This is a genomic window from Massilia sp. Leaf139, from assembly GCF_001424165.1.
In the GTDB taxonomy this organism is placed as follows: domain Bacteria; phylum Pseudomonadota; class Gammaproteobacteria; order Burkholderiales; family Burkholderiaceae_D; genus Telluria.
The window spans coordinates 205418-225299 of sequence record NZ_LMOJ01000024.1; the positions used below are offsets into that span (position 1 = coordinate 205418).

Genomic DNA, 19882 nt, shown 5'->3' on the forward strand with positions numbered 1-19882 from the left:
AACTGCTTGCAATAGTTAGATGATTAGCTAATAATCGATTGCATGAGTACCGTTTTCAAAGCCCTGTCCGACCCGACCCGCCGCAAGGTGCTGCAGTTGCTGCAGGCCGGCCCCATCGGTGCGGGCGAACTGGCCGACATGTTCGACGTATCCAAGCCCACCATGTCGGCGCATTTCGCGGTGCTCGTCAACGCCGGTCTGATCGACGCCGAGAAGCAGGGCAGGAACGTCACCTACCGCCTCAAGCTGTCGGTGCTGGAAGAAGCGCTGCTCGCCTTTGCGCAAACGTTTGGATTGCAAGTCACGCGGCCGGAAACCGGCCATTCGGATACCAAAAGCGTCTAACAGAACTTTCAGAGCAAGGCGCAGCGACGAAGACAGTACGACTGTACGACTGTACGACAAGGAGCTGCAACGCAGCTGTGGAAGTTTTGTTAGGCGCTTTAGGAGAAGTCATGAAACACACCGTCTCACTTCGCCGTTCCCTCCTTGCCGCCGCAGCCATCCTCGGCGGCGCCGCAGCCTTGCGCTGGGCCACACCTGACCTTCTGTCGGTCGAATGGGCGCAGCGCCTGACCGGCGCCTTGCTGGGCATTGTCGTGGTGTTCTATGCGAACGTGATTCCGAAATCGCTGACCAGCCTGGCGCGCCTGCGCTCGCCGCAGGCCGAGCAGGCCGCGCGCCGCTTCGCGGGCTGGAGCCTGGTGCTGGGCGGCCTCGGCTACATGCTGGCGATGCTGCTGGCGCCCCTGGCCTGGATGCACCTGGCCGGTGGCGCGGTGCTGGCCGTGGCGCTGCTTGCCGCCGTGCTGCGCTGCCTGGGCGCACGCGACGCTGTCGTGCGTGGCTGAAGGGACGGCTTCGACAATCCGCGATCCATGGTCTAGTATGCCTGTCTCATCCGTTTGACAAGGCACGACCATGGCTTCCACGTTTTACTCTCCAGCCTCTCCCACCACCGGGGAGGGCGCATGGATCCGTTCCTGATCCTGGCCCTGCTGGCCATGGGCTGCTTCGGCGGCTTCGCCGCCGGCCTGCTCGGCATCGGCGGCGGCATGATCCTGGTGCCTTTCATTACCATGGTGCTGACGGCGCGCGGCGTGCCCGAGGCGCTGGTTGTGCACATGGCGATCGCCACCTCGCTCGCCACCATCATGTTCACCTCGCTGTCCTCGGTGCGCGCGCACCACAAGCACGGCGCCGTGCTCTGGCGCATCGTCAAGCTGCTGTCCCCGGGCATCGTGGTCGGCTCGACCATCGGCCCCTGGATCGGCAAGCAGATGGACGCGTCGACGCTGGCCTGGTTCTTCGGCCTGTTCGTCGCCTTCTCGGCCACGCAAATGCTGGTCAACAAGAAGCCCGCCGCGGCGCGCGACTTGCCCGGCACCGGCGGCATGTTCGTCGCGGGCGGGCTGATCGGCATCCTGGCGGGACTGGTCGGCGCGGGGGGCGGTTTCATCTCGGTGCCCTTCATGACCTGGTGCGGCGTGCGCATCCACAATGCGGTAGCCACCAGCGCCGCGCTCGGCTTCCCGATCGCGCTGGCGGGCACGCTGGCGAATGTGTTCTACGGCTGGGGCGAGGCGGGATTGCCGGACTATTCGCTCGGCTACATCTATCTGCCGGCGCTGGCGATCATCGTCGCCGCCAGCGTGACCATGGCGCCGCTCGGCGCGCGCACGGCGCACCGGATGCCGGTGCGGCAGTTGCAGAAGGTGTTTTCGGTGATTCTTTACGCGCTGGCGGCGTACATGTTCTGGAAGGCGATGTAGGGTGGCCGGCTCCACCCGGATGCGTGATCAATCCGCGCCGGTAACGCCGCCCACGCGTGACGCCCGAATGGCCCGCGGCGCGCAATTAAAATGCGTGCGTTACGCGTGGGCGGCGTCCATGCCGCAGGCGGATCCGGCTTTTAGGTGGAGCCGACCACCCTACGTCCATCCCGCGAATACGCCCACCCCAGCATGACCAGCGCGGCGACGATCATCGGCAGCGACAGCACCTGCCCCGAGGTGATCGGCATGCCGGCCACGGTCGTTTCCCAATCCGGCACGCGGAAGTATTCGGTGAAGAAGCGCGCGCAGCCATACAGCAGGGTAAACATCGCGCCCACCGCCAGGCGTGGACGGGCCTTGCGCGCGAACGGCCACAGGATCAGGAACACGAGGATGCCGTCGACCAGCATCTGGTACAGCGGCGACGGGTGGCGCAGGCCTTCCAGGTAGTGCAGGCCCGCGCCGTCGGGCCAGAGCATGGCCCAGGGCAGGCTCGGGTCGGCCACGCGGCCCGGCAGTTCGTGGTTGATGAAGTTACCGAGGCGGCCGGCGGCATAACCGAGCGGCACCATCGGCGCGATGAAGTCGTAGACGTCGAGCAGGTTGCGCTTGGATTTTCTCGCCCACAGCGCCATCGCGATCAGCACGCCGAGGAAGCCGCCGTGGAAGGACATGCCGCCCTGCCAGACCTTGAAGATCTCGAGCGGATTGGCGAAGAAATGGGCCGGCTGGTAGAACAGCACCTCGCCCAGGCGCCCGCCGATCACGACCCCGAGCATGCCGTAGAAGAGCATGTCGTCCAGGTCTTCGTTCTTCCAGCCCTGCGCGGCGATGTGCGGCTGCTTGATGCGCACGCGTCCCAGCAGCAGGAACAGGCCGAAGGCGACGACGTACATCAGCCCATACCAGTGGATGGCGACCGGGCCGATCGAGAAGGCGACCGGATCCGGATTCGGGTGTACCAGCATTATGTTTTCCTTAGTAATTCCAAAAAGCCCCGCAGCACGGGCGAGGCATTGTCGCGGCGCCAGGCCAGGCCGAGTTCGACGAGCGGCGTCGGGCTGGCGAGGGCATGGTATTCTACGCCGGGGCGCATCAGGTTCGACACGGATTGTGGCACAAGTGCCAAGCCCATGCCTGCCGAGACGAGGCTGACGATGGTCTGCATCTGGATCGCTTCCTGTTTGATGACGGGCGAGAGGCCGGCGTCATGGAAGCAGCTGAGGATGGCGTCGTACAGGCTCGGCGCGCTCTTGCGCGGGAAGATGATCAGGGGCAGGTGGCGCAGCGTCGACAAGTCGACCGGCTTGCCGCCATCCGGCAGCACGCCCGCCGGCGCGCACAGCACCAGCGGTTCGGCCAGCACCTTGATATAGTCGAGCCGATCCTGCGCTTTGTCCGATAGCGGCGGAATGACCAGGCCGGCGTCGATGCGATCGTTTAACAGATCGTCGACCTGGACGTCGGTGGTCGCTTCCTGCAGCACGAGTTCGACGGTCGGATAGGCCGCGCTGTAGTCGCGCAGCAGGGGCGGCAGCAGGCTGTAGTCGGCCGGCGTGACGAAGGAAAGGGCCAGGCGCCCCGATTCTCCGGCCGCCGCGCGCCGCACCAGCTCGCCCAGGCCGGCGGCGCCTTCCAGCAGGCGGCGCGCCTCGGGCAGCAGGGCGGCCCCGGCCTCGGTCAGCGCCACCTGGCGCCGGTCGCGCAGGAACAGCGACGCGCCCAGCGTCGCTTCCAGCACCGCGATCGTTTGCGACAGCGGCGGCTGGGTCATGTGCAGGCGCGCGGCGGCGCGGCCGAAGTGCAGTTCCTCGGCGACGGTGACGAAATACCGCAGCTGGCGCAGTTCAATGTTCATCGATATGCATTTCCATGAATTTTATTGGCTGTGATATGTTTTACGAATCACAGCTCGGCAAATCTTATATTTGACGCTCCCCGGGACGCAAGGCATTCTTTGGATATTGTTTCCAAGGAGTCCATCATGGCCGACCAGCCGCGCTACAATCGCCGCTCCCGCAACATCACCGAGGGCGTCGCCCGCAGCCCGAACCGCTCGATGTACTACGCGATGGGCTACCAGCAGGACGACTTCGACAAGCCGATGATCGGCATCGCCAACGGCCACTCGACCATCACGCCCTGCAATTCGGGCCTGCAAAAGCTGGCCGACATCGCAATCGCCACCGTCAAGGAAGCCGGCGCCAATCCGCAGGTGTTCGGCACGCCGACCATCTCCGACGGCATGTCGATGGGCACCGAGGGCATGAAGTTCTCGCTGATTTCGCGCGAGGTGATCGCCGACTGCATCGAAACCTGCGTCAACGGCCAGTGGATGGACGGCGTGGTCGTCATCGGCGGCTGCGACAAGAACATGCCGGGCGGGATGATCGCCCTGGCGCGCGCCAACGTGCCGGGCATCTACGTCTACGGCGGCACCATCAAGCCGGGCAACTGGAAGGGCAAGGATCTGACCATCGTCTCCGCCTTCGAAGCGGTCGGCGAATTCACGGCCGGGCGCATGAGCCGGGAGGATTTCGACGGCATCGAGAAGAATGCCTGCCCGTCCTCTGGCTCCTGCGGCGGCATGTACACGGCCAACACCATGTCGTCCTCCTTCGAGGCGCTCGGCATGTCGCTGATGTATTCGTCGACGATGGCCAACCCGGACGACGAGAAGGTCGGCTCTTGCGCCGAATCAGCGCGCGTGCTGGTGGAAGCCGTGAAACGCGACCTGAAACCGCGCGACATCATCACGAGAAAAGCGATCGAGAACGCGGTCTCGCTGATCATGGCCACCGGCGGCTCGACCAACGCCGTCCTGCACTACCTGGCGATTGCCCACGCGGCCGAAGTCGAATGGACGCTGGACGACTTCGAGCGCATCCGCCGCCAGGTGCCCGTCATCTGCAACCTCAAGCCCTCGGGCCAGTATGTCGCCACCGACCTGCACAAGGCGGGCGGCGTGCCGCAGGTGATGAAGCTGCTGCTCGACGCCGGCCTGATGCACGGCGACTGCGTCACCATCACCGGCCGCACCCTGGCCGAGGAACTGGCCGAGGTGTCCTCGACGCCGCCAGCCGGCCAGGACGTGATCCGCACGATCGACCAGGCGCTGTACGCGCAGGGCCACCTGGCCGTCCTGAAGGGCAACCTGTCGCCGGAAGGCTGCGTGGCCAAGATCACGGGCCTGAAAAACCCGGCCATCACCGGCCCGGCGCGCGTGTTCGACGACGAGTATTCGGCCATGGACGCGATCATGGCCAAGCAGATCAACCCGGGCGATGTGCTGGTGCTGCGCTACCTCGGCCCCAAGGGCGGCCCCGGCATGCCGGAAATGCTGGCGCCGACCGGGGCGCTGATCGGGCAGGGCCTGGGCGAATCGGTCGGCCTGATCACGGACGGGCGTTTCTCGGGAGGCACCTGGGGCATGGTTGTCGGCCACGTCTCGCCGGAAGCCTTCGAGGGCGGCACGATCGCGCTGGTAGAGGAGGGCGATTCGGTGACGATCGACGCCAACCAGTTATTGATCCAGCTGAACGTGCCGGAGGAGGAGATCGCGCGCCGCCGCGCGGCCTGGACGCGCCCGGCGCCGCGCTATACGCGCGGGGTGCTGGCGAAGTTCGCGAAGCTGGCCTCGAGCGCGAGCAAGGGGGCGGTGACGGACTGAGCGGCAAGGCAGGGGCAGGCTTGTATAAATTATGCAACGATAAATACAAGCGGCCTCTGCATGTGTTGACATAAACATACCAACAGGTACATTGATGGAGCGACTTCGGGAACGCTTCCATGAACCTGCTCCAGACGATTTACGCCGCCGCCTGCACGCCTGGTCACATGCCTCGTATGATGGAAGGGCTGGGCGCCGCCTTCCGCGCGCACTCCGCTTTTCTCTTCACCTCGCATTCCGAGAGCGAGCCGGACGACACCCTGATCAGCCAGAACATCTGCCCCGATGCGGTCAAGGCCTTCGAGACGCGCTGGAGCGCGGATGATGTCTGGGCCGCGGCCGCCGCCCGCAATGGCCTGATGAAGAAGGACGTGGTCGTCACCGGCACCGCGCTCGTCCCCCATGGCGAACTGGTACGCAGCCCCTTTTACAATGAATTCGGCAGGCAGGCCGGCATGGGACGCATGCTCGGCTCGGTGCTGTTCGACGGCAGCCCGCATGACGCCGTGCCCTTCACCAACCTGTGCTGGTACCGCGAGGCCGGCAGCGACGACTTTTCGGCGCACGACTGCGCCCTGCTGCGGCGTCTGCTGCCCCACATCCAGCTGGCCGTCAAGACCGCGCGCCAGCTGCGCAGCCTGAAGCTGCGCAGCATGATCGACCGCGCGGCTGCCGACAGCGCATCCTGCGCCTGGCTGCTGCTCGATGCCCAGGCGCGGGTCGTCTCCAGCGATGCGCGCGGCCAGGCGCTGCTCTCGGGCGCGCATGCGCTGGTGCGCGCCAATCAGGGCAGGATCGTCGCGCTCGGGCGCCGCGCCGCGCCGGCCTTTCCCGATATGTTCGCCGCCTGCCGCCGGCACGGGCATACGGTTCCGTTCCTGCTCCAGGGCGGCGCCGCCAACACACTGTTCAGGGGCAGCCTGTCGGCCCTGCCGGCAGACGTCGACACCTATGCGGGCGCCTTCTACGAACAGCGCTACCTGCTTGTCGTCGAGTTGCCGGACACGGGGCGCGCGGCGATGATCCTGCGCGTGGGCGAGCTGTTCGGCCTTACCGCGGCCGAACGCGAGATCCTGCGCCACCTGCTCGACGGCGACGCGGCCGACCGGGTCGCCCGCCTGCGCGGGGCCGGGGTCAGCACCGTGCGCACGCAGATCCGCAGCATCCTGGACAAGACGGGCATGGCGCGCCAGGTCGACCTGGTGAACATGGTCAGCCGCCTCGCCGGATAAAAACACCCCGCATCATCAAGTTTGTGGATGTGGCGCCTTGCCCCTTCGGTGAATACTGTCCGCTGTTGCCGACATGCTCATATAACCAGAAAGGGGGAAACCAATGAAACTGACACCGACACTGGGCTGCGCCCTGGTGCTGGGCGCCGCAAGCGCCCCCGCCTTCGCCCAACAGCTGGACTGCAACCGCTCGTTCGGCTTTCGCGCCGACGTCAACGGGGTGGCGGGCCAGTCGCTGTGCGAATCGAAGATCGACACCTTCCTCAATGCGCTCTCGAATTTTTCGCTCAGTAACAGTGCCTATTCCCAGACCTCGGCTGCAACGGCGGTTGGGCGCCTGAATGACGTCAACATCGTGTTCCGCTACGATGCCGGCTCGAACACCCTGCACTACAACTTCGTCGAACTGAACGAGTCCGGCAGCTTCACCGGCGCAAACCGCGACCTCTCGGAAGAGCAGTTCGAGGACTACGTCGAGAACTCCGACCTGCTCGGCCGCCTGATCAACTACCAGGCGCGCAACTCGCCCACCAGCGCCATCACCGGCGCCGGCGGCGCGATTCCCACTATCGGCGCGGCCGACTTCGCGGCCGGCTTCGACACCATGAGCAACATCGGCAGCGTCGGCGGCGCCGGCCAGGGCGAGAACGCCACCAACAACCTGATCGGCATCGGCCTGTCCTACGGCTCCTACAATATCGCGGGAACCGACGACATCAAGACCACTACCTTGCCGCTGTCGTACACCGTGCGCAACGACATCGACCCGCGCCGCCAGCTGGTGCTGTCGATGCCGCTCACCAAGGTCAACACGGGCGGCGCCGCCAGCTACCACGGCGGCATCGGCGCGGCCTACCGCTTCCCAGTGACCGACCGCTGGACCATCAGCCCCGGCGCCAGGTACTCGGTGGTCGCCTCCAAGGACAGGGCCACGGTCGCCACCATCATGTCGGCCTCGCTGATGAGCACTTATGTGATTCCCCTGGGCGGCTACCACCTAGGCATCGGCAACATGGTCGGCGTCTACAAGACCGGCAAGTTCTCCACCGGCGACTATGAATACGATCCCGGCATCGACCTGAAGCTCACCCGCAACGGCCTGCTGCTCTCGCTGCCGGCCAGCTTCGTCAGTTCCAGGCTGTCGGCCGAAGTCTCGCTGATCGACACCCGCTACCTGGGCGACAAACCCTATGTGGCCAGCACCCAGGAAATCGGGATCACGCTCGGTACCAACAAGCGCGCGACCAATGCCCGCAGCTTCACGCGCATGGGCCTGTCCTACGTGCGCGGCAAGGACACCAGCGGCTTCACCGCCAACCTCGGGTTCTGGTTCTGAGGATCCGGCCATGATGCGCCGGCTGGCGACGATCGTGGCAAGCAGCGCGCTGCTGCTGGTGCTGGCTCCGGCGGCCGGCGCGGCCGGCGCCGACCAGGTCGGCCTGGCCGCGAGCGGCCGCTTCGGGCAGCTGGAAAAGCAGCTCGAGGCCCAGGCCGCGCTGCGCCCGCTCGACACGCCCGACCAGCACGCGCTGTGCTACGCCTACAGCAAGACCAAGCGCTATGCGCCGCTGCTGGCCTGCCTCGACCGGCTCGAGGCCCTGCTGCGCAAGGGCGAGCGCCATACCCGCCTGTTCGCCCTCGACGACGCCACCCCGTCGCTGCACATCATGCGCGCCGATGCGCTCGTCGAACTGGGTCAATACAAGGCCGCCAGGGCCCAGGCCAGGCTGGCGCTGGTCTGGTTCAAGAAAGAGGAGAGCGACGAACTTGACATCCTGTGCAATGCGCTGGCGGCGCTGTCGATCGCCCACACCTTGGGCGGCGACCACGCCGGCGGCCTGCAGGCGGCGCGCGAACTCGAGGGTGTGCGCGTCGGCATGCTGGGTGCCCATGCCAGCGCCAAGGCGATGGCGCTGGCGCGTGCACGCATGGCGCTGGGCGACTACGCCGGCGTGCTGGCCGCGCTCGACGCCGACAAGACCCTGTCCCTGAACATCTTCCTCGACCGGCTTGCCAGCGGCGCCTTCATCACGGGAGAAAACAACTGGCTGTGGGTGGAGCTGCCGCGCGCCTGGATGCAGGCCAAGGCGCTGCTTGAAACCGGCCGCCGCGAACAGGCCCGGCGCAGCTTCGCACGCCTGCTGGCGCTCGACCAGATCTGGCAGAACGGCGACATCCACTGGCTCGCCCTGTATGAGGCGGCCCGCATGGCGCGCCAGGACGAGGCGCCCGAGCGCGCCCTGGTGCTGCTGCGCCAGGCCATCGACGTGGTCGAGGCCCAGCGCGCCAGCATCAATACCGAAGCGAGCAAGATCGGCTTCGTCGGCGACAAGGAAGCCCTGTACGCGGCCGCGATCGGCGTTGCGCTGCAGCTGGGGCAGGACAGCCTCGCCTACGACTACATCGAACGCGCCAAGTCGCGCGCCCTGGTCGACATGCTGGCCGGGCAAAGCGCGCACTCGCCCCAGCGCCTGCTGGGCGGCAGCACGGCCGGCCAACAGGCGCTGGCGGAATTGCGCCAGGCCCGCGACGAAGCGGCGCTGCAGCACGTGGCAGCGGGCGACGCCGGCGCGCTGGCGCGTGCGCGTGCACGCAGCATCGACAAGGAGGCCGCGCTCAGGCAGCGCGACCCGACGCTGGCATCGCTCGTCACCGTCGAGGCGCTGCCGCTTGCCGACATCCGCGGCTATCTGCAGCCGGGCGAAGTGCTGGTCGAGTACCACTTGCATGGGCAGGATCTGGTCATCGTGGCGGTGGCGGCGGATCGGGTGGTGGCGCGGCGCGCTGGCGCAGCCGGCCTGGAAGCGGCGGTGCGCCGCTATCGCACGCTGGTGGGCGAGCGCCATGCCGATACCCTGGCCGCGTCGCAGCAGCTGTACCAGCGCCTGATCGCCCCGGTGGCGGAGCTGATTGCGGGGAAAGACCTGGTACTGGTGCCGCACGGCGCCTTGCATTACCTGCCTTTCGCCGCCCTGCACGACGGCAGCGCCTACCTGCAGGCGCGTCACCGGCTGCGCTATCTGCCCAGCGCCAGCGTGCAGAAATACCTGCGCGCGCCAGACAAGACGGGCCTGTCGCCCATGCTCATCCTCGGCAATCCCGATCTTGGCCACGCCGACCTCGACCTGCCGGCGGCGGAGCAGGAAGCGCTGCAGATCGCTCCGCTCGCGCCAGGAAGCCGCGTGTTGACGCGGGCGCAGGCCAGCGAGACCGGGTTCCGCCAGATGGCGCCCGCCTACCGCTACCTGCACGTGGCGGCGCACGGCGACTTCAAGGACGAACAGCCGCTCGCCTCGCGCCTGGCGCTGGCGCCGGACAAGGACAATGACGGTGCGTTGAAAGTAGAAGAACTGTTCCAGCTGCGGCTGGACGCCGACCTGGTCACCCTGTCGGCCTGCGAGACCGGCCTGGCCAAGGCGCTGGGCGGCGACGACCTGCTGGGCATGGCGCGCGGCTTCCTGTACGCCGGCGCAAGCAATATCGTGGCCAGCCTGTGGGAAGTCGAAGACCGTACGACCGCGGAATTGATGACCGAGTTCTACAAGGCCTTGAAGGCGGGCAGCAGCAAGAAGGCGGCCTTACAGCAGGCCCAGTCCCTGGTGCGTGCGCGCCATCCCGAGCCGATGTTCTGGGCGGCGTTTTACCTGACGGGGCACGGGCAATGACACCGTGAACGACGTCGACAGGCTGCGCCCGATGCATTTGCCCCCGGGGCAGGCAAGCGTGCCACCGCATGCGCCCGGGCCGCGCACCGTAGATCCCGCGGGTGCAAGCGGCAGGCGCTTTGCCGTGGCATTGCAGGGCTGGAAGGCGCTACTTGCGCCTGTCGAAAGAATCCTGGACGCGGGCCTTGCGCCGGCGCTCGTCCTCGTCGTGTACCTTCTTCTTGTCCCAGCCGAGCATCTTTTCCACGTACTCGAACCAGACGAAGGCGAACACCATCAGGCCGACGATCCACCACCAGGACAGTTCGGCAAAGCGCCAGACTTCAAAAAAGCGCAGCGCCAGCAACACGGCAATCAACAGGATGAGGGGCATGGTCGTTCTCCGGAATGTCGTCCATCTTACTAAGAATTTAGTGCTCTGTGGCAAAATATGGCGTGGGCGTGGAAAGCTTACAACCCTTATTCGCTGAAAGTCGTAAGCGAGGTTACAGAGTGTGACGACGAGCGGCTACTGCCCGGAAACGCGGTAGAATGCAGCCATTACTTTTGGAGAAACAGATGAAACGTTCTTTGGTGTTGTGCGGTCTCTTGTCGGTGCTGGCATCCTCGAGCGCGTTCGCGCAAGCCGACCTGGCGAAAGCCAAGAATTGCATGGCCTGCCACGCTGCCGCAACCAAGCTGGTCGGCCCTGCCTACAAGGACGTGGCTGCCAAGTATGCCGGCCAAAAGGGCGCGGAAGACAAACTGGTCGCCAAGGTCATGAAGGGCGGCTCCGGCGCCTGGGGCCCGGTGCCGATGCCGGCCAATCCGCAGGTGAGCGAAGCGGAAGCGCGCAGCCTGGTGAAATGGGTACTGGCGACCAAGTAATCGCCTCCCTGAGTCTGTCTCAGCGTTGAAACCGAAGCGCGCCGGCGTCAGCCAGGCGCGCTTTTTGTTTGCCCTTCGGTTTTGATCGCCGCAACGAAAACGGCCGGCATGGCGCCGGCCGACGCGGCGAGCGCCGGGCGCGCGGCCCGGCCGGGTGGATCAGCGGATCACGTCCATCTTGCTGCGCTTGCCGCCCTTGAAGGTGTACAGGGTCAGCGCGCCGTTGTTGATGTCGCCCGAGGTGTCGAAGGCGATCTGGCCGGTCACGCCCTTGTAATTGATCTTCTTGAGTTCAGGCAGGTACTTGGCTGGCTCGACCGAATTGGCCTTCTGCATCGCCGCCGCCATCACCATCACCGCGTCGTAGACATACGGCGCATACAGCTGCACCTCGAGGCCGGTCTTCTGCTTGAAGCGGGCGCGGAAGTCGCTCATGACCTTTTCCTGCTCGGCGCCGGTGACGCCGCCCGCTTCGGCGCAGATGACCTTGCCTTCACCGACGGCGTCCCCCGCCAGGCGGCCGAGCGCCTCGGTGCAGATACCGTCGCCGCCCATGAAGCGCGCGTCGATGCCGAGCGCCTTCATCTGCTTGAGCATCGGGCCGCCGACCGAATCCATGCCGCCGAAGAAAACCAGATCCGGCTTCTTCGCGCGGATCGAGGTCAGGATCGCGGTGTAGTCGGTGGCGGTGGCGCTGGTAAATTCCTTGCCGACGATCTTCACGCCCGGGCCCTTGGCGCCCTTGGCGAACTCGGTGGCGACGCCCTGGCCGTAGGTGGTGCGGTCGTCGATGATGGCGATGTTCTTCACTTTCAGCGTATCGACCGCGTACTTGCCCAGCGTGCCGCCCAGCTTGGCGTCGTTGGCGACCACCCGGAAGGCGCCGGGGAAGCGCTGCCTGGTGTACTGCGTGGCGGTGGTGGCCGGCGAGATCTGCGGAATGCCGGCGTCGTTGTAGATTTTCGAGGCCGGCACGCTGGTGCCCGAGTTCAGGTGGCCGATCACGCCCTTGACCTTGGCGTCGACCAGCTTCTGGGCCACGGCCGTGCCTTGCTTCGGATCGGAGGCGTCGTCCTCGGCCACCAGCTGCAGGGTGACCTTCTGGCCGTTGATGGTGAAACCTTTCACATTGAGCTCTTCGATCGCCATGCGGGCGGCGTTCTCGTTGTCCTTGCCGAGGTGCGAATTCGGGCCCGAGACCGGGCCGACGTGGCCGATCTTGACGACCTGCTGGGCGCTGGCATTCGCAGCAAGCAGCATCGCGATGGCAAGGGGAATCAACTTGGTGGTCATACGTTCTCCAAAATTGGGGGGTATAGAGCGCCCGATTCACCGCCGGCGAGCGCCTGTTGCGCTGTTGCGATTAATGCAGAGCAAAAGGTACAACAATTTGGAGGGGGAGGAAAGCGGTATTGCGCGGGGTGGTCATGTCCGGTGCATGCGGGGGAAACGATGCACGGTTTGAAGGCGAAAATGTGATGCGTGCACCGGGTTGGCAGTGGTAGGGCGGGCACGGAGTGCCCGGTGAACCCGCCATTGAGGCCATTGGCCCCAATGGCTCCTACGTCAGGTTTTTTGGCCGAACTGGAGCGCGGCGACCTGCTGCGCCACGACCTGCTCGACCGCCTGGCGCAGGCCCACGTGGATCTGGTCGGCGGCCGAGGCGAGGGCGTTGCGTACGACGGCGTCGATTTGCGGCTGTAATTGCGCCACGACGCGCTCGGCGATGCGGCGCTCGAGTTCGTCCCAGTCGGGTTCGGGCAGCGGTTGGAGCGCGGGTTCCGTATCGGCCTTCGCGTCCTGCTCGGCCTGCCTGTCGGCCAGCTTCTGCGCCTGATCCTCGGTCGGCAGGAGCGCAGCCGCCTCTTGAGGCGCGGCCGGTTCGGCCTCCGCCGGCGTCAGCGCCGCCGGCTCCAGCACGACTTCAGTTAACACGGGAATGCTGCTATCGAAGGCCGGGTTCTGGCTCATGATTGTCCTGCGACGAAGTGGGTCAGCGGATAGGACTGCTTTTTGTAGGCGACATAACGCTGGCGCCCGGCGGCGGCGTCGCTCTCGTCGACGGAGATGATCTCGAACACGCGCGCGAACTGGGCGAAGGTGCTGGGCGTGCGGCGCGTGAGGTTGACCAGCATCTCGTGGTGCGGCAGCTCGGCTTCTTCGCTGTCGGTGATGATGATGGGCGTTTCCGGCGCCAGCGGATCGTCCGCCATCACGTGCGGCAGGAAATCGATATTGGACAGCGTCCACAGCGCCTCGTTCAGGGCCGCGGCCTGCGCGGCGTCTTCGGCCAGCAGGACGATTTTTGCCTTCGACGCGTAAGCCTTGCGTGCCAGACGGCAGGCGTAGGCGAGCTTGTCGGGGATATTGGTATGAAAGTCGATCCGTGTCATGGATCAGATTGTAATCCGGCGCGACTGGCGGTGGTTGGTTTGCGTCGCTCTACGCCGGCGAACTTATCGCCGGCGCAGAGGTCGCCGCAGTCCGCCGATCCTTCAGGCGTTCATGCCATTGTGGCGCAGCAGGGCATCGATGGAAGGTTCGCGGCCGCGGAAGGCCTTGAACGATTCCAATGCCGGACGCGAGCCGCCCACCGCCAGGATCTCGCGCTGGAAGCGCCGGCCCGTTTCCGCCGACAATTCTCCGCCGCCGGCCTCGAGCGCTTCCTCGAAGGCCGCATAGGCATCCGCCGACAGCACCTCGGCCCACTTGTAGCTGTAGTAGCCGGCCGCATAGCCGCCGGCAAAGATGTGGCCGAAGGAATGCTGGAAGCGGTTGAAGGACGGCGGAATCATCACCGAGAACTTGCTGCGCACGTCGTCGATGAGCTCCTGCACGGTGCGCTGGCTGCGCGGATCGAAATCGTAGTGCAGGTGCATGTCGATCAGCGAGAATTCCACTTGGCGCAAGGTCTGCATGCCCGACTGGAAGTTCTTCGCGGCCAGCATCTTGTCGTACAGCGCGCGCGGCAGCGGCTCGCCGCTGCGGAAGTGCGCGGTCATGCCTTGCAGCACGTCCCACTCCCAGCAGAAGTTTTCCATGAACTGCGAAGGCAGCTCGACCGCATCCCATTCCACGCCCGAGATGCCCGATACCGACAGCTCCTCGACTTCGGTCAGCATGTGGTGCAGGCCGTGGCCGAACTCGTGGAACAGGGTCGTCACTTCGTCGTGCGTGAACAGCGAAGGCTGCAGCTTGCCGTCCACGCTTGCCGGCGGCGTGAAGTTGCAGGTGAGGTAGGCGACCGGGGTCTGCACGATGCCGCCCGTCGTCATGCGGCGTCCGCGCGCGTCGTCCATCCACGCGCCTTGCCCCTTGCCGGCGCGCGCGTACAGGTCGAAATAGAACTGGCCGACCAATTGGCCGTCACGCTCGATGCGGTAGAAGCGCACGTCCGGATGCCAGACCGGCGCCGTATCCGGCTTGATCTCGACCGAGAACAGGGTCTGCACGACCTTGAACAGGCCTTCGATGACCTTCGGTTCCGGAAAGTATTCCTTCACTTCCTGGGCCGAGAAGGCATAGCGTTTCTCTCGCAGTTTTTCCGAAGCATAGGCCACGTCCCAGGCCTGCATGTCTTCGATGCCCAGCTCTTCCTTGGCGAAGGCGCGCAGCTCGGCCAGGTCTTTTTCGGCGAACGGACGGGCACGGCGCGCCAGGTCTTCGAGGAAGTTGATCACGTGCTCAGGGCTCTCGGCCATCTTCGGCACCAGCGAGACTTCGGCGAAGTTGCGGTAGTCGAGCAGCTTCGCTTCCTCGTCGCGCAGGCTCAACAGCTGGGCGATGTTGGAGCTGTTGTCCCACTTCTCCAGTTCGCTGAAGACGACGCCCATGTCCGAGGCCTTGGTGGCGCTGGCGCGGTAGATCGTTTCGCGCAGCTTGCGGTTGTCGGCGAACTGCAGCAGCGGGAAGTAGGACGGGAAGTGCAGCGTGAACTGGAAGCCGCTCTTGCCGGCCGCTTCGGCGGCGGCACGGGCAGCGGCTTTCGCGTCCTCGGGCAAGCCGGTCAGCTCGCTCTCGTCGTCGACGATCAGCTTGTAGTCATTGGTGGCGTCGAGCACGTTTTCCGAGAAGCGCGTGGAAATGGCGGCGTGCTGTTCCTGGATGGCGGCGAAGCGTTCCTTTTTATCGGCCGGCAGTTCGGCGCCACCCAGGCGGAAGTCGCGCAGCGCGTTCTCGACGATGCGCTTTCTGGCCGGGCTCAGGCTGTCGTAATCGGCGCCGGCGCGGATCGCCTTGTATTTGTCGAACAGCACTTCATTCTGGCCCAGTGTCGTCCAGAACTCGGTGACCTTCGGCTGGTTCTCGTTGTAGGTGGCGCGCAGTTCGGGCGTGTCGGCCACGTGGTTCAGGTGGTTCACGATGCCCCAGGCGCGGCCCAGGCGTTCGGTCGCTTCTTCCAGCGGCACGACGAAATTATCCCAGGTAACCTGGTCGCTCGGCGCTTCGAGCCTGGCCACGACGGCGGTGGCTTCCCCGATCAGTTGCTCGATGGCAGGCGTGACGTGTTCTGGACGGAACGCGTCGAAACGCGGCAGGCCTGAAAAGTCGAGGAGGGGATTGCTGGCGTTCGTTTCCATTGTGTTCCTTCCTAGATGGCGATACCGGACTTTGCGCCGGTATCGCTGGCTACATTCAATTACGCGGTGCCATGCTTCGGATCCATGCCCGTGGCCTGGCCGAGCAGTTCCTGGCGCTTGCCGAGCACGCGTTCCGCGGACTCGACGGTATTCATCAGCAGCATGGTGATCGTCATCGGCCCGACGCCGCCCGGCACCGGGGTGATGTGCGAGGCAACCTCGCGTACGCCGGCGGTGTCGACGTCGCCGCAGAGCTTGCCGTTGTCGTCGCGGTTCATGCCGACGTCGATCACGATCGCGCCCGGCTTGACCATGTCGGCGGTGACGGTGTTGCGGCGGCCCACTGCCGCGACGACCACGTCGGCCTGGCGCGTGTACAGGCCGAGATCCGGCGTCGCGCTATGGCAGATAGTGACGGTTGCGTTGGCTTGCAAGAGCAGCAGCGCCATCGGTTTGCCGACCGTATTCGAACGGCCGATCACGACGGCATGCTTGCCGCGCAGGTCGACGCCCGTGCTCTCGATCAGTTTCATGCAGCCGTAAGGCGTGCAGGGACGGAAGCCCGGCAGGTTGGCGACCAGTTCGCCGGCCGACAGCACCGAATAACCGTCGACGTCCTTGGAGGTCGCGATCGCTTCGATCACCTTGCTCGGATTGATGTGGCGCGGCAGCGGCATCTGCACCAGGATGCCGTGGATGGCTGGATCGTTGTTGAGCGCATCGATGCGGGCGAGGAGGGCGGCCTCGGTGAGGTCGGCATCGTATATTTCCAGCACCGAGTGAAAGCCCACGTCGCCGCAGGCCTTGACCTTGTTGCGCACATAGACCTGGCTGGCGGGGTCTTCGCCGACCAGGATCACGGCCAGGCCCGGCTGCTGGCCGGCGGCGGCCAGCTTCTTGGCGCGCTCGGCAATCTCGGCACGCAGTTGTTGGGAAAGTTGGACTCCGTCGATCAGTTGGGCTGGCATGGTGGGGCTCATCACTGGACAAAGATGAAATTATACGGCCCCTGTGGGAAGCACGCGGTATCGCGCGCCGCGCTCAGTGGTTCGTTGTCATATTTACAGACTTGGTAACGATGAGGATGCAGCCGTATGCATGTAGGGTGGACGGGTCTCCCGTCCACGCGTCCAGCGGACGTGTGCGAACCTGCATTACGACTGGCAAACGTAGGTTGAACGCGTGGACGGGGAACCCGTCCACCCTACAGTTGTGTACGAAATTCCATATTATGAAACGATATATCGTAATTTGAAAAAGAGTCTTTGCGCTGGTAGAATCTGGTCGATTAATTCAGGTTAGATGTTCATCAATCCGCCGCCGGCGATCTGGAGATCGACGTGGGCCACCAAAACCAAGGAGACGCACCAATGTCAGCTCAGCTCGATCAGTTGACGGCCCAGGCCGCCAATGACCCAGATACGCTCGAAACCAAGGAATGGCTCGAGGCGCTCGAAGCCGTCATCGAGAACGAAGGCACCGAACGCGCGCACTACCTGATGGAGCGCCTGGTCGACCTGGCGCGCCGCCGCGGCGCCCACATCCCGTTCTCCAGCAACACCGCTTATGTGAACACCATCCCGGCGCACCTGAACGTGAACTGCCCGGGCAACCTCGAATACGAAGAGCGCCTGCGCTCGTGGATGCGCTGGAATGCGATGGCAATGGTCGTCAAGGCCAACCGCGCCGACGGCGACCTGGGCGGCCACATCTCCTCTTTCGCCTCGCTCGCCAACATGCTGGGCATCGGCTTCAACCACTTCTGGCACGCCCCGACTGACACCCACGGCGGCGACCTGCTCTACATCCAGGGCCACAGCTCGCCCGGCATCTACGCGCGTGCCTACCTGGAAGGCCGCATCACCGAAGAGCAGCTGCTGAACTTCCGCCGCGAAGTCGACGGCAAGGGCCTGTCTTCCTACCCGCACCCGAAACTGATGCCGGACTTCTGGCAGTTCCCGACCGTCTCGATGGGCCTGGGCCCGCTGATGGCGATCTACCAGGCGCGCTTCCTGAAATACCTGCACGCACGCGGCATCGCCGACACCGCCAACCGCAAGGTCTGGGTCTTCTGCGGCGACGGCGAGATGGACGAGCCGGAATCGATGGGCGCGATCGGCATGGCCGCGCGCGAGCAGCTCGACAACCTGGTCATGGTCGTCAACTGCAACCTGCAGCGCCTGGACGGCCCGGTGCGCGGCAACGGCAAGATCATCCAGGAACTGGAAGCGGACTTCCGCGGCGCCGGCTGGAACGTCGTCAAGGTCATCTGGGGCTCGCAGTGGGATGCGCTGCTCTCGAAGGACAAGGACGGCATCCTGCAGCGCGTGATGATGGAAACCGTCGACGGCGAATACCAGAACTACAAGGCCAAGGATGGCGCCTACGTGCGCAAGCACTTCTTCGGCAAGCACCCTGAGCTGCTGAAGATGGTCGCCAACATGAGCGACGACGACATCTGGCGCCTGACCCGCGGCGGCCACGATCCGCACAAGATCTACGCTGCCTTCAAGAACGCGCAAGAGAACAAGGGCACGCCGACCGTCCTGCTGGTCAAGACCGTCAAGGGCTTCGGCATGGGCAAGTCGGGCGAGGCGCGCAACACCGCGCACCAGACCAAGAAACTGGATGACGAAGCCATCCGCGAGATGCGCGACCGCTTCAACATTCCTATCCCGGACGACAAGCTGGCCGAGATCCCGTTCTTCAAGCCGTCCGACGATTCGCCGGAAATGAAGTACCTGCACGAGCGCCGCGCGGCCCTCGGCGGTTACCTGCCGCAGCGCCGCCAGAAGGCCGACGAGCAGCTCGTCGTGCCGCCGCTGGAATCGTTCAAGGCCGTGCTGGAGCCGACCGCGCCGGGCCGCGAGATCTCGACGACCCAATCCTACGTCCGCGTGATCACCAGCCTGCTGAAGGATCCGAGCCTGGGCCAGCGCATCGTGCCGATCCTGGTCGACGAGTCGCGCACCTTCGGCATGGAAGGCCTGTTCCGCCAGATCGGCATCTTCAACCAGCAAGGCCAGTTGTACGAGCCGGTCGATAAAGACCAGGTCATGTACTACCGCGAAGACAAGGCCGGCCAGATCCTCCAGGAGGGGATCAACGAAGCGGGCGGCATGAGCTCGTGGATCGCCGCGGCGACCTCGTACTCGTCGAACAACCGCACGATGATCCCGTTCTACACCTTCTACTCGATGTTCGGCATGCAGCGCGTGGGCGACCTGGTCTGGCTGGCGGGCGACATCCGTGCGCGCGGCTTCCTGATGGGCGGCACCGCCGGCCGCACGACGCTGAACGGCGAAGGCCTGCAGCACGAGGACGGCCACAGCCACATCATCGCGGCGACCGTGCCGAACTGCCTGCCGTACGACCCGACCTTCGGGCACGAAGTGGCGGTGATCATCCGTGACGGCCTGCGCCGCATGGTGGAAGAACAGGAAGACGTGTTCTACTACATCACCATCATGAACGAGAACTACGAGCAGCCGGGTCTCACCGCCGGCACCGAAGAGGGCATCCTGAAGGGCATGTACCTGCTCAAGAAGGGTGGCGAGACGGAGAACCGCGTCCAGCTGATCGGCTGCGGCACCATCCTGCGCGAATCGATCTTCGCCGCCGAACTGCTGCTGGCCGACTGGGGCGTGGCCGCCGACGTCTGGTCGGCTCCGTCGCTGACGCTGCTGGCGCGCGACGGCCAGGATTGCGAGCGCTGGAACATGGTCAATCCGGACGCCGAACAGCGCGTGCCTTACGTGACCTCGCTGATGCAGGACACGACCGGCCCGATCGTGGCGACCACCGACTACATGCGCATGTTCGCCGAGCAGATCCGCGCCTTCATGCCGAAGGGCCGCACCTATAAAGTGCTCGGCACCGATGGCTTCGGCCGCTCGGACTCGCGTGTGAAACTGCGCGAGTTCTTCGAAGTGAACCGTTACTACATCACGGTCGCCGCCCTGCGTTCGCTGGCCGACGAAGGCAAGATCGATCGTTCGATCGTCTCGCAGGCGATCGCCAAGTACGGCATCGATGCGAACAAGCCGAATCCTGTGACCCAGTAATGCTCGTGATGCGTGCCTGCCTCGGTGGT

At 65.2% G+C, this 19882-nt stretch carries 17 protein-coding genes; 9 read left to right on the forward strand and 8 right to left on the reverse strand.

All coding sequences use genetic code 11. The features are described from left to right. Positions 1-42 precede the first annotated feature (42 nt). The 3 genes from ASF77_RS16680 (at position 43) to ASF77_RS16690 (ending at position 1772) form a co-directional block, all read left to right on the forward strand. Positions 43-345: an autorepressor SdpR family transcription factor gene (locus tag ASF77_RS16680; protein WP_056341647.1), complete on the forward strand. Its 303-nt coding sequence runs from the start codon at positions 43-45 to the stop codon at positions 343-345. 110 nt (positions 346-455) lie between these two features. After that, positions 456-851: a hypothetical protein gene (locus ASF77_RS16685; protein WP_056341651.1), complete on the forward strand. Its 396-nt coding sequence runs from the start codon at positions 456-458 to the stop codon at positions 849-851. A gap of 120 nt (positions 852-971) precedes the next feature. After that, positions 972-1772 carry a sulfite exporter TauE/SafE family protein gene (locus tag ASF77_RS16690; protein WP_056341653.1) on the forward strand — a complete coding sequence of 267 codons (801 nt, stop codon included), beginning with the start codon at positions 972-974 and terminating at the stop codon, positions 1770-1772. Positions 1773-1912: 140 nt separating this feature from the next. Here ASF77_RS16690 and lgt read toward each other — a convergent pair whose 3' ends face one another. Next, positions 1913-2743 (reverse strand): prolipoprotein diacylglyceryl transferase, encoded by an 831-nt coding sequence (gene lgt, locus ASF77_RS16695; RefSeq protein WP_056341656.1) that lies wholly within the window; start codon positions 2741-2743, stop codon positions 1913-1915. Next, positions 2743-3633 (reverse strand): LysR family transcriptional regulator, encoded by an 891-nt coding sequence (locus tag ASF77_RS16700; RefSeq protein ID WP_056341660.1) that lies wholly within the window; start codon positions 3631-3633, stop codon positions 2743-2745. Before ASF77_RS16700 ends, lgt begins: the two co-directional genes overlap by 1 nt. Before the next feature lie 126 nt (positions 3634-3759). On the opposite strand from ASF77_RS16700, the gene ilvD reads away from it, so the two are divergent. The 4 genes from ilvD to ASF77_RS16720 all read left to right on the forward strand — a co-directional run bounded on the left by ilvD (position 3760) and on the right by ASF77_RS16720 (position 10342). Beyond that, positions 3760-5445: a dihydroxy-acid dehydratase gene (ilvD, locus tag ASF77_RS16705; RefSeq protein WP_056341663.1), complete on the forward strand. Its 1686-nt coding sequence runs from the start codon at positions 3760-3762 to the stop codon at positions 5443-5445. A 119-nt stretch (positions 5446-5564) separates the two neighbouring features. Next, on the forward strand, positions 5565-6677 hold the full coding sequence (locus tag ASF77_RS16710) for a helix-turn-helix transcriptional regulator (RefSeq protein ID WP_056341666.1): 1113 nt from the start codon (positions 5565-5567) through the stop codon (positions 6675-6677). Between the two features lie 103 nt (positions 6678-6780). After that, positions 6781-8013 (forward strand): hypothetical protein, encoded by a 1233-nt coding sequence (locus ASF77_RS16715; RefSeq protein ID WP_056341669.1) that lies wholly within the window; start codon positions 6781-6783, stop codon positions 8011-8013. Between the two features lie 10 nt (positions 8014-8023). Continuing rightward, a complete protein-coding gene (locus ASF77_RS16720) occupies positions 8024-10342 on the forward strand; it encodes a CHAT domain-containing protein (protein ID WP_056341672.1) in 2319 nt (772 codons plus the stop codon). Positions 10343-10490: 148 nt separating this feature from the next. Here the strand turns inward: ASF77_RS16720 and ASF77_RS16725 are convergent, their stop codons facing one another. Continuing rightward, complete coding sequence (locus ASF77_RS16725; RefSeq protein WP_056341675.1) at positions 10491-10715, reverse strand: TIGR04438 family Trp-rich protein; 225 nt, start codon at positions 10713-10715, stop codon at positions 10491-10493. A gap of 185 nt (positions 10716-10900) precedes the next feature. Between ASF77_RS16725 and ASF77_RS16730 the strand changes: the two genes are divergently transcribed. Further along, positions 10901-11209, forward strand: a complete 309-nt coding sequence (locus ASF77_RS16730) for a c-type cytochrome (protein WP_056341678.1) — start codon at positions 10901-10903, stop codon at positions 11207-11209. 159 nt (positions 11210-11368) lie between these two features. On the opposite strand, the gene ASF77_RS16735 is transcribed toward ASF77_RS16730, so the two are convergent. The 5 genes from ASF77_RS16735 to folD all read right to left on the reverse strand — a co-directional run bounded on the left by ASF77_RS16735 (position 11369) and on the right by folD (position 16757). Next, positions 11369-12502, reverse strand: coding sequence for a branched-chain amino acid ABC transporter substrate-binding protein (locus ASF77_RS16735; protein ID WP_056341681.1), 1134 nt, complete (start codon positions 12500-12502; stop codon positions 11369-11371). A gap of 273 nt (positions 12503-12775) precedes the next feature. Next, on the reverse strand, positions 12776-13180 hold the full coding sequence (locus ASF77_RS16740) for a hypothetical protein (RefSeq protein ID WP_056341683.1): 405 nt from the start codon (positions 13178-13180) through the stop codon (positions 12776-12778). Then, complete coding sequence (locus tag ASF77_RS16745) at positions 13177-13602, reverse strand: DNA polymerase III subunit chi (RefSeq protein ID WP_056341686.1); 426 nt, start codon at positions 13600-13602, stop codon at positions 13177-13179. The genes ASF77_RS16740 and ASF77_RS16745 overlap by 4 nt, the downstream gene beginning before the upstream one ends. 102 nt (positions 13603-13704) lie before the next feature. Beyond that, positions 13705-15789 carry a M3 family metallopeptidase gene (locus ASF77_RS16750; RefSeq protein ID WP_056341690.1) on the reverse strand — a complete coding sequence of 695 codons (2085 nt, stop codon included), beginning with the start codon at positions 15787-15789 and terminating at the stop codon, positions 13705-13707. Positions 15790-15848: 59 nt separating this feature from the next. Continuing rightward, positions 15849-16757, reverse strand: coding sequence for a bifunctional methylenetetrahydrofolate dehydrogenase/methenyltetrahydrofolate cyclohydrolase FolD (folD, locus tag ASF77_RS16755; protein WP_056341692.1), 909 nt, complete (start codon positions 16755-16757; stop codon positions 15849-15851). 402 nt (positions 16758-17159) lie between these two features. On the opposite strand from folD, the gene aceE reads away from it, so the two are divergent. Continuing rightward, on the forward strand, positions 17160-19853 hold the full coding sequence (gene aceE, locus ASF77_RS16760) for a pyruvate dehydrogenase (acetyl-transferring), homodimeric type (RefSeq protein ID WP_056341693.1): 2694 nt from the start codon (positions 17160-17162) through the stop codon (positions 19851-19853). Positions 19854-19882: the final 29 nt, after the last annotated feature.

What these genes read in the sequence shown, in the direction of transcription:
- ASF77_RS16680 (WP_056341647.1), top strand. Translation starts at nt 43, where the DNA reads ATGAGTACCGTTTTCAAAGCCCTGTCCGACCCGACCCGCCGCAAGGTG.
- ASF77_RS16685 (WP_056341651.1), top strand. Translation starts at nt 456, where the DNA reads ATGAAACACACCGTCTCACTTCGCCGTTCCCTCCTTGCCGCCGCAGCC.
- ASF77_RS16690 (WP_056341653.1), top strand. Translation starts at nt 972, where the DNA reads ATGGATCCGTTCCTGATCCTGGCCCTGCTGGCCATGGGCTGCTTCGGC.
- lgt (WP_056341656.1), bottom strand. Translation starts at nt 2,743, where the DNA reads ATGCTGGTACACCCGAATCCGGATCCGGTCGCCTTCTCGATCGGCCCG.
- ASF77_RS16700 (WP_056341660.1), bottom strand. Translation starts at nt 3,633, where the DNA reads ATGAACATTGAACTGCGCCAGCTGCGGTATTTCGTCACCGTCGCCGAG.
- ilvD (WP_056341663.1), top strand. Translation starts at nt 3,760, where the DNA reads ATGGCCGACCAGCCGCGCTACAATCGCCGCTCCCGCAACATCACCGAG.
- ASF77_RS16710 (WP_056341666.1), top strand. Translation starts at nt 5,565, where the DNA reads ATGAACCTGCTCCAGACGATTTACGCCGCCGCCTGCACGCCTGGTCAC.
- ASF77_RS16715 (WP_056341669.1), top strand. Translation starts at nt 6,781, where the DNA reads ATGAAACTGACACCGACACTGGGCTGCGCCCTGGTGCTGGGCGCCGCA.
- ASF77_RS16720 (WP_056341672.1), top strand. Translation starts at nt 8,024, where the DNA reads ATGATGCGCCGGCTGGCGACGATCGTGGCAAGCAGCGCGCTGCTGCTG.
- ASF77_RS16725 (WP_056341675.1), bottom strand. Translation starts at nt 10,715, where the DNA reads ATGCCCCTCATCCTGTTGATTGCCGTGTTGCTGGCGCTGCGCTTTTTT.
- ASF77_RS16730 (WP_056341678.1), top strand. Translation starts at nt 10,901, where the DNA reads ATGAAACGTTCTTTGGTGTTGTGCGGTCTCTTGTCGGTGCTGGCATCC.
- ASF77_RS16735 (WP_056341681.1), bottom strand. Translation starts at nt 12,502, where the DNA reads ATGACCACCAAGTTGATTCCCCTTGCCATCGCGATGCTGCTTGCTGCG.
- ASF77_RS16740 (WP_056341683.1), bottom strand. Translation starts at nt 13,180, where the DNA reads ATGAGCCAGAACCCGGCCTTCGATAGCAGCATTCCCGTGTTAACTGAA.
- ASF77_RS16745 (WP_056341686.1), bottom strand. Translation starts at nt 13,602, where the DNA reads ATGACACGGATCGACTTTCATACCAATATCCCCGACAAGCTCGCCTAC.
- ASF77_RS16750 (WP_056341690.1), bottom strand. Translation starts at nt 15,789, where the DNA reads ATGGAAACGAACGCCAGCAATCCCCTCCTCGACTTTTCAGGCCTGCCG.
- folD (WP_056341692.1), bottom strand. Translation starts at nt 16,757, where the DNA reads ATGCCAGCCCAACTGATCGACGGAGTCCAACTTTCCCAACAACTGCGT.
- aceE (WP_056341693.1), top strand. Translation starts at nt 17,160, where the DNA reads ATGTCAGCTCAGCTCGATCAGTTGACGGCCCAGGCCGCCAATGACCCA.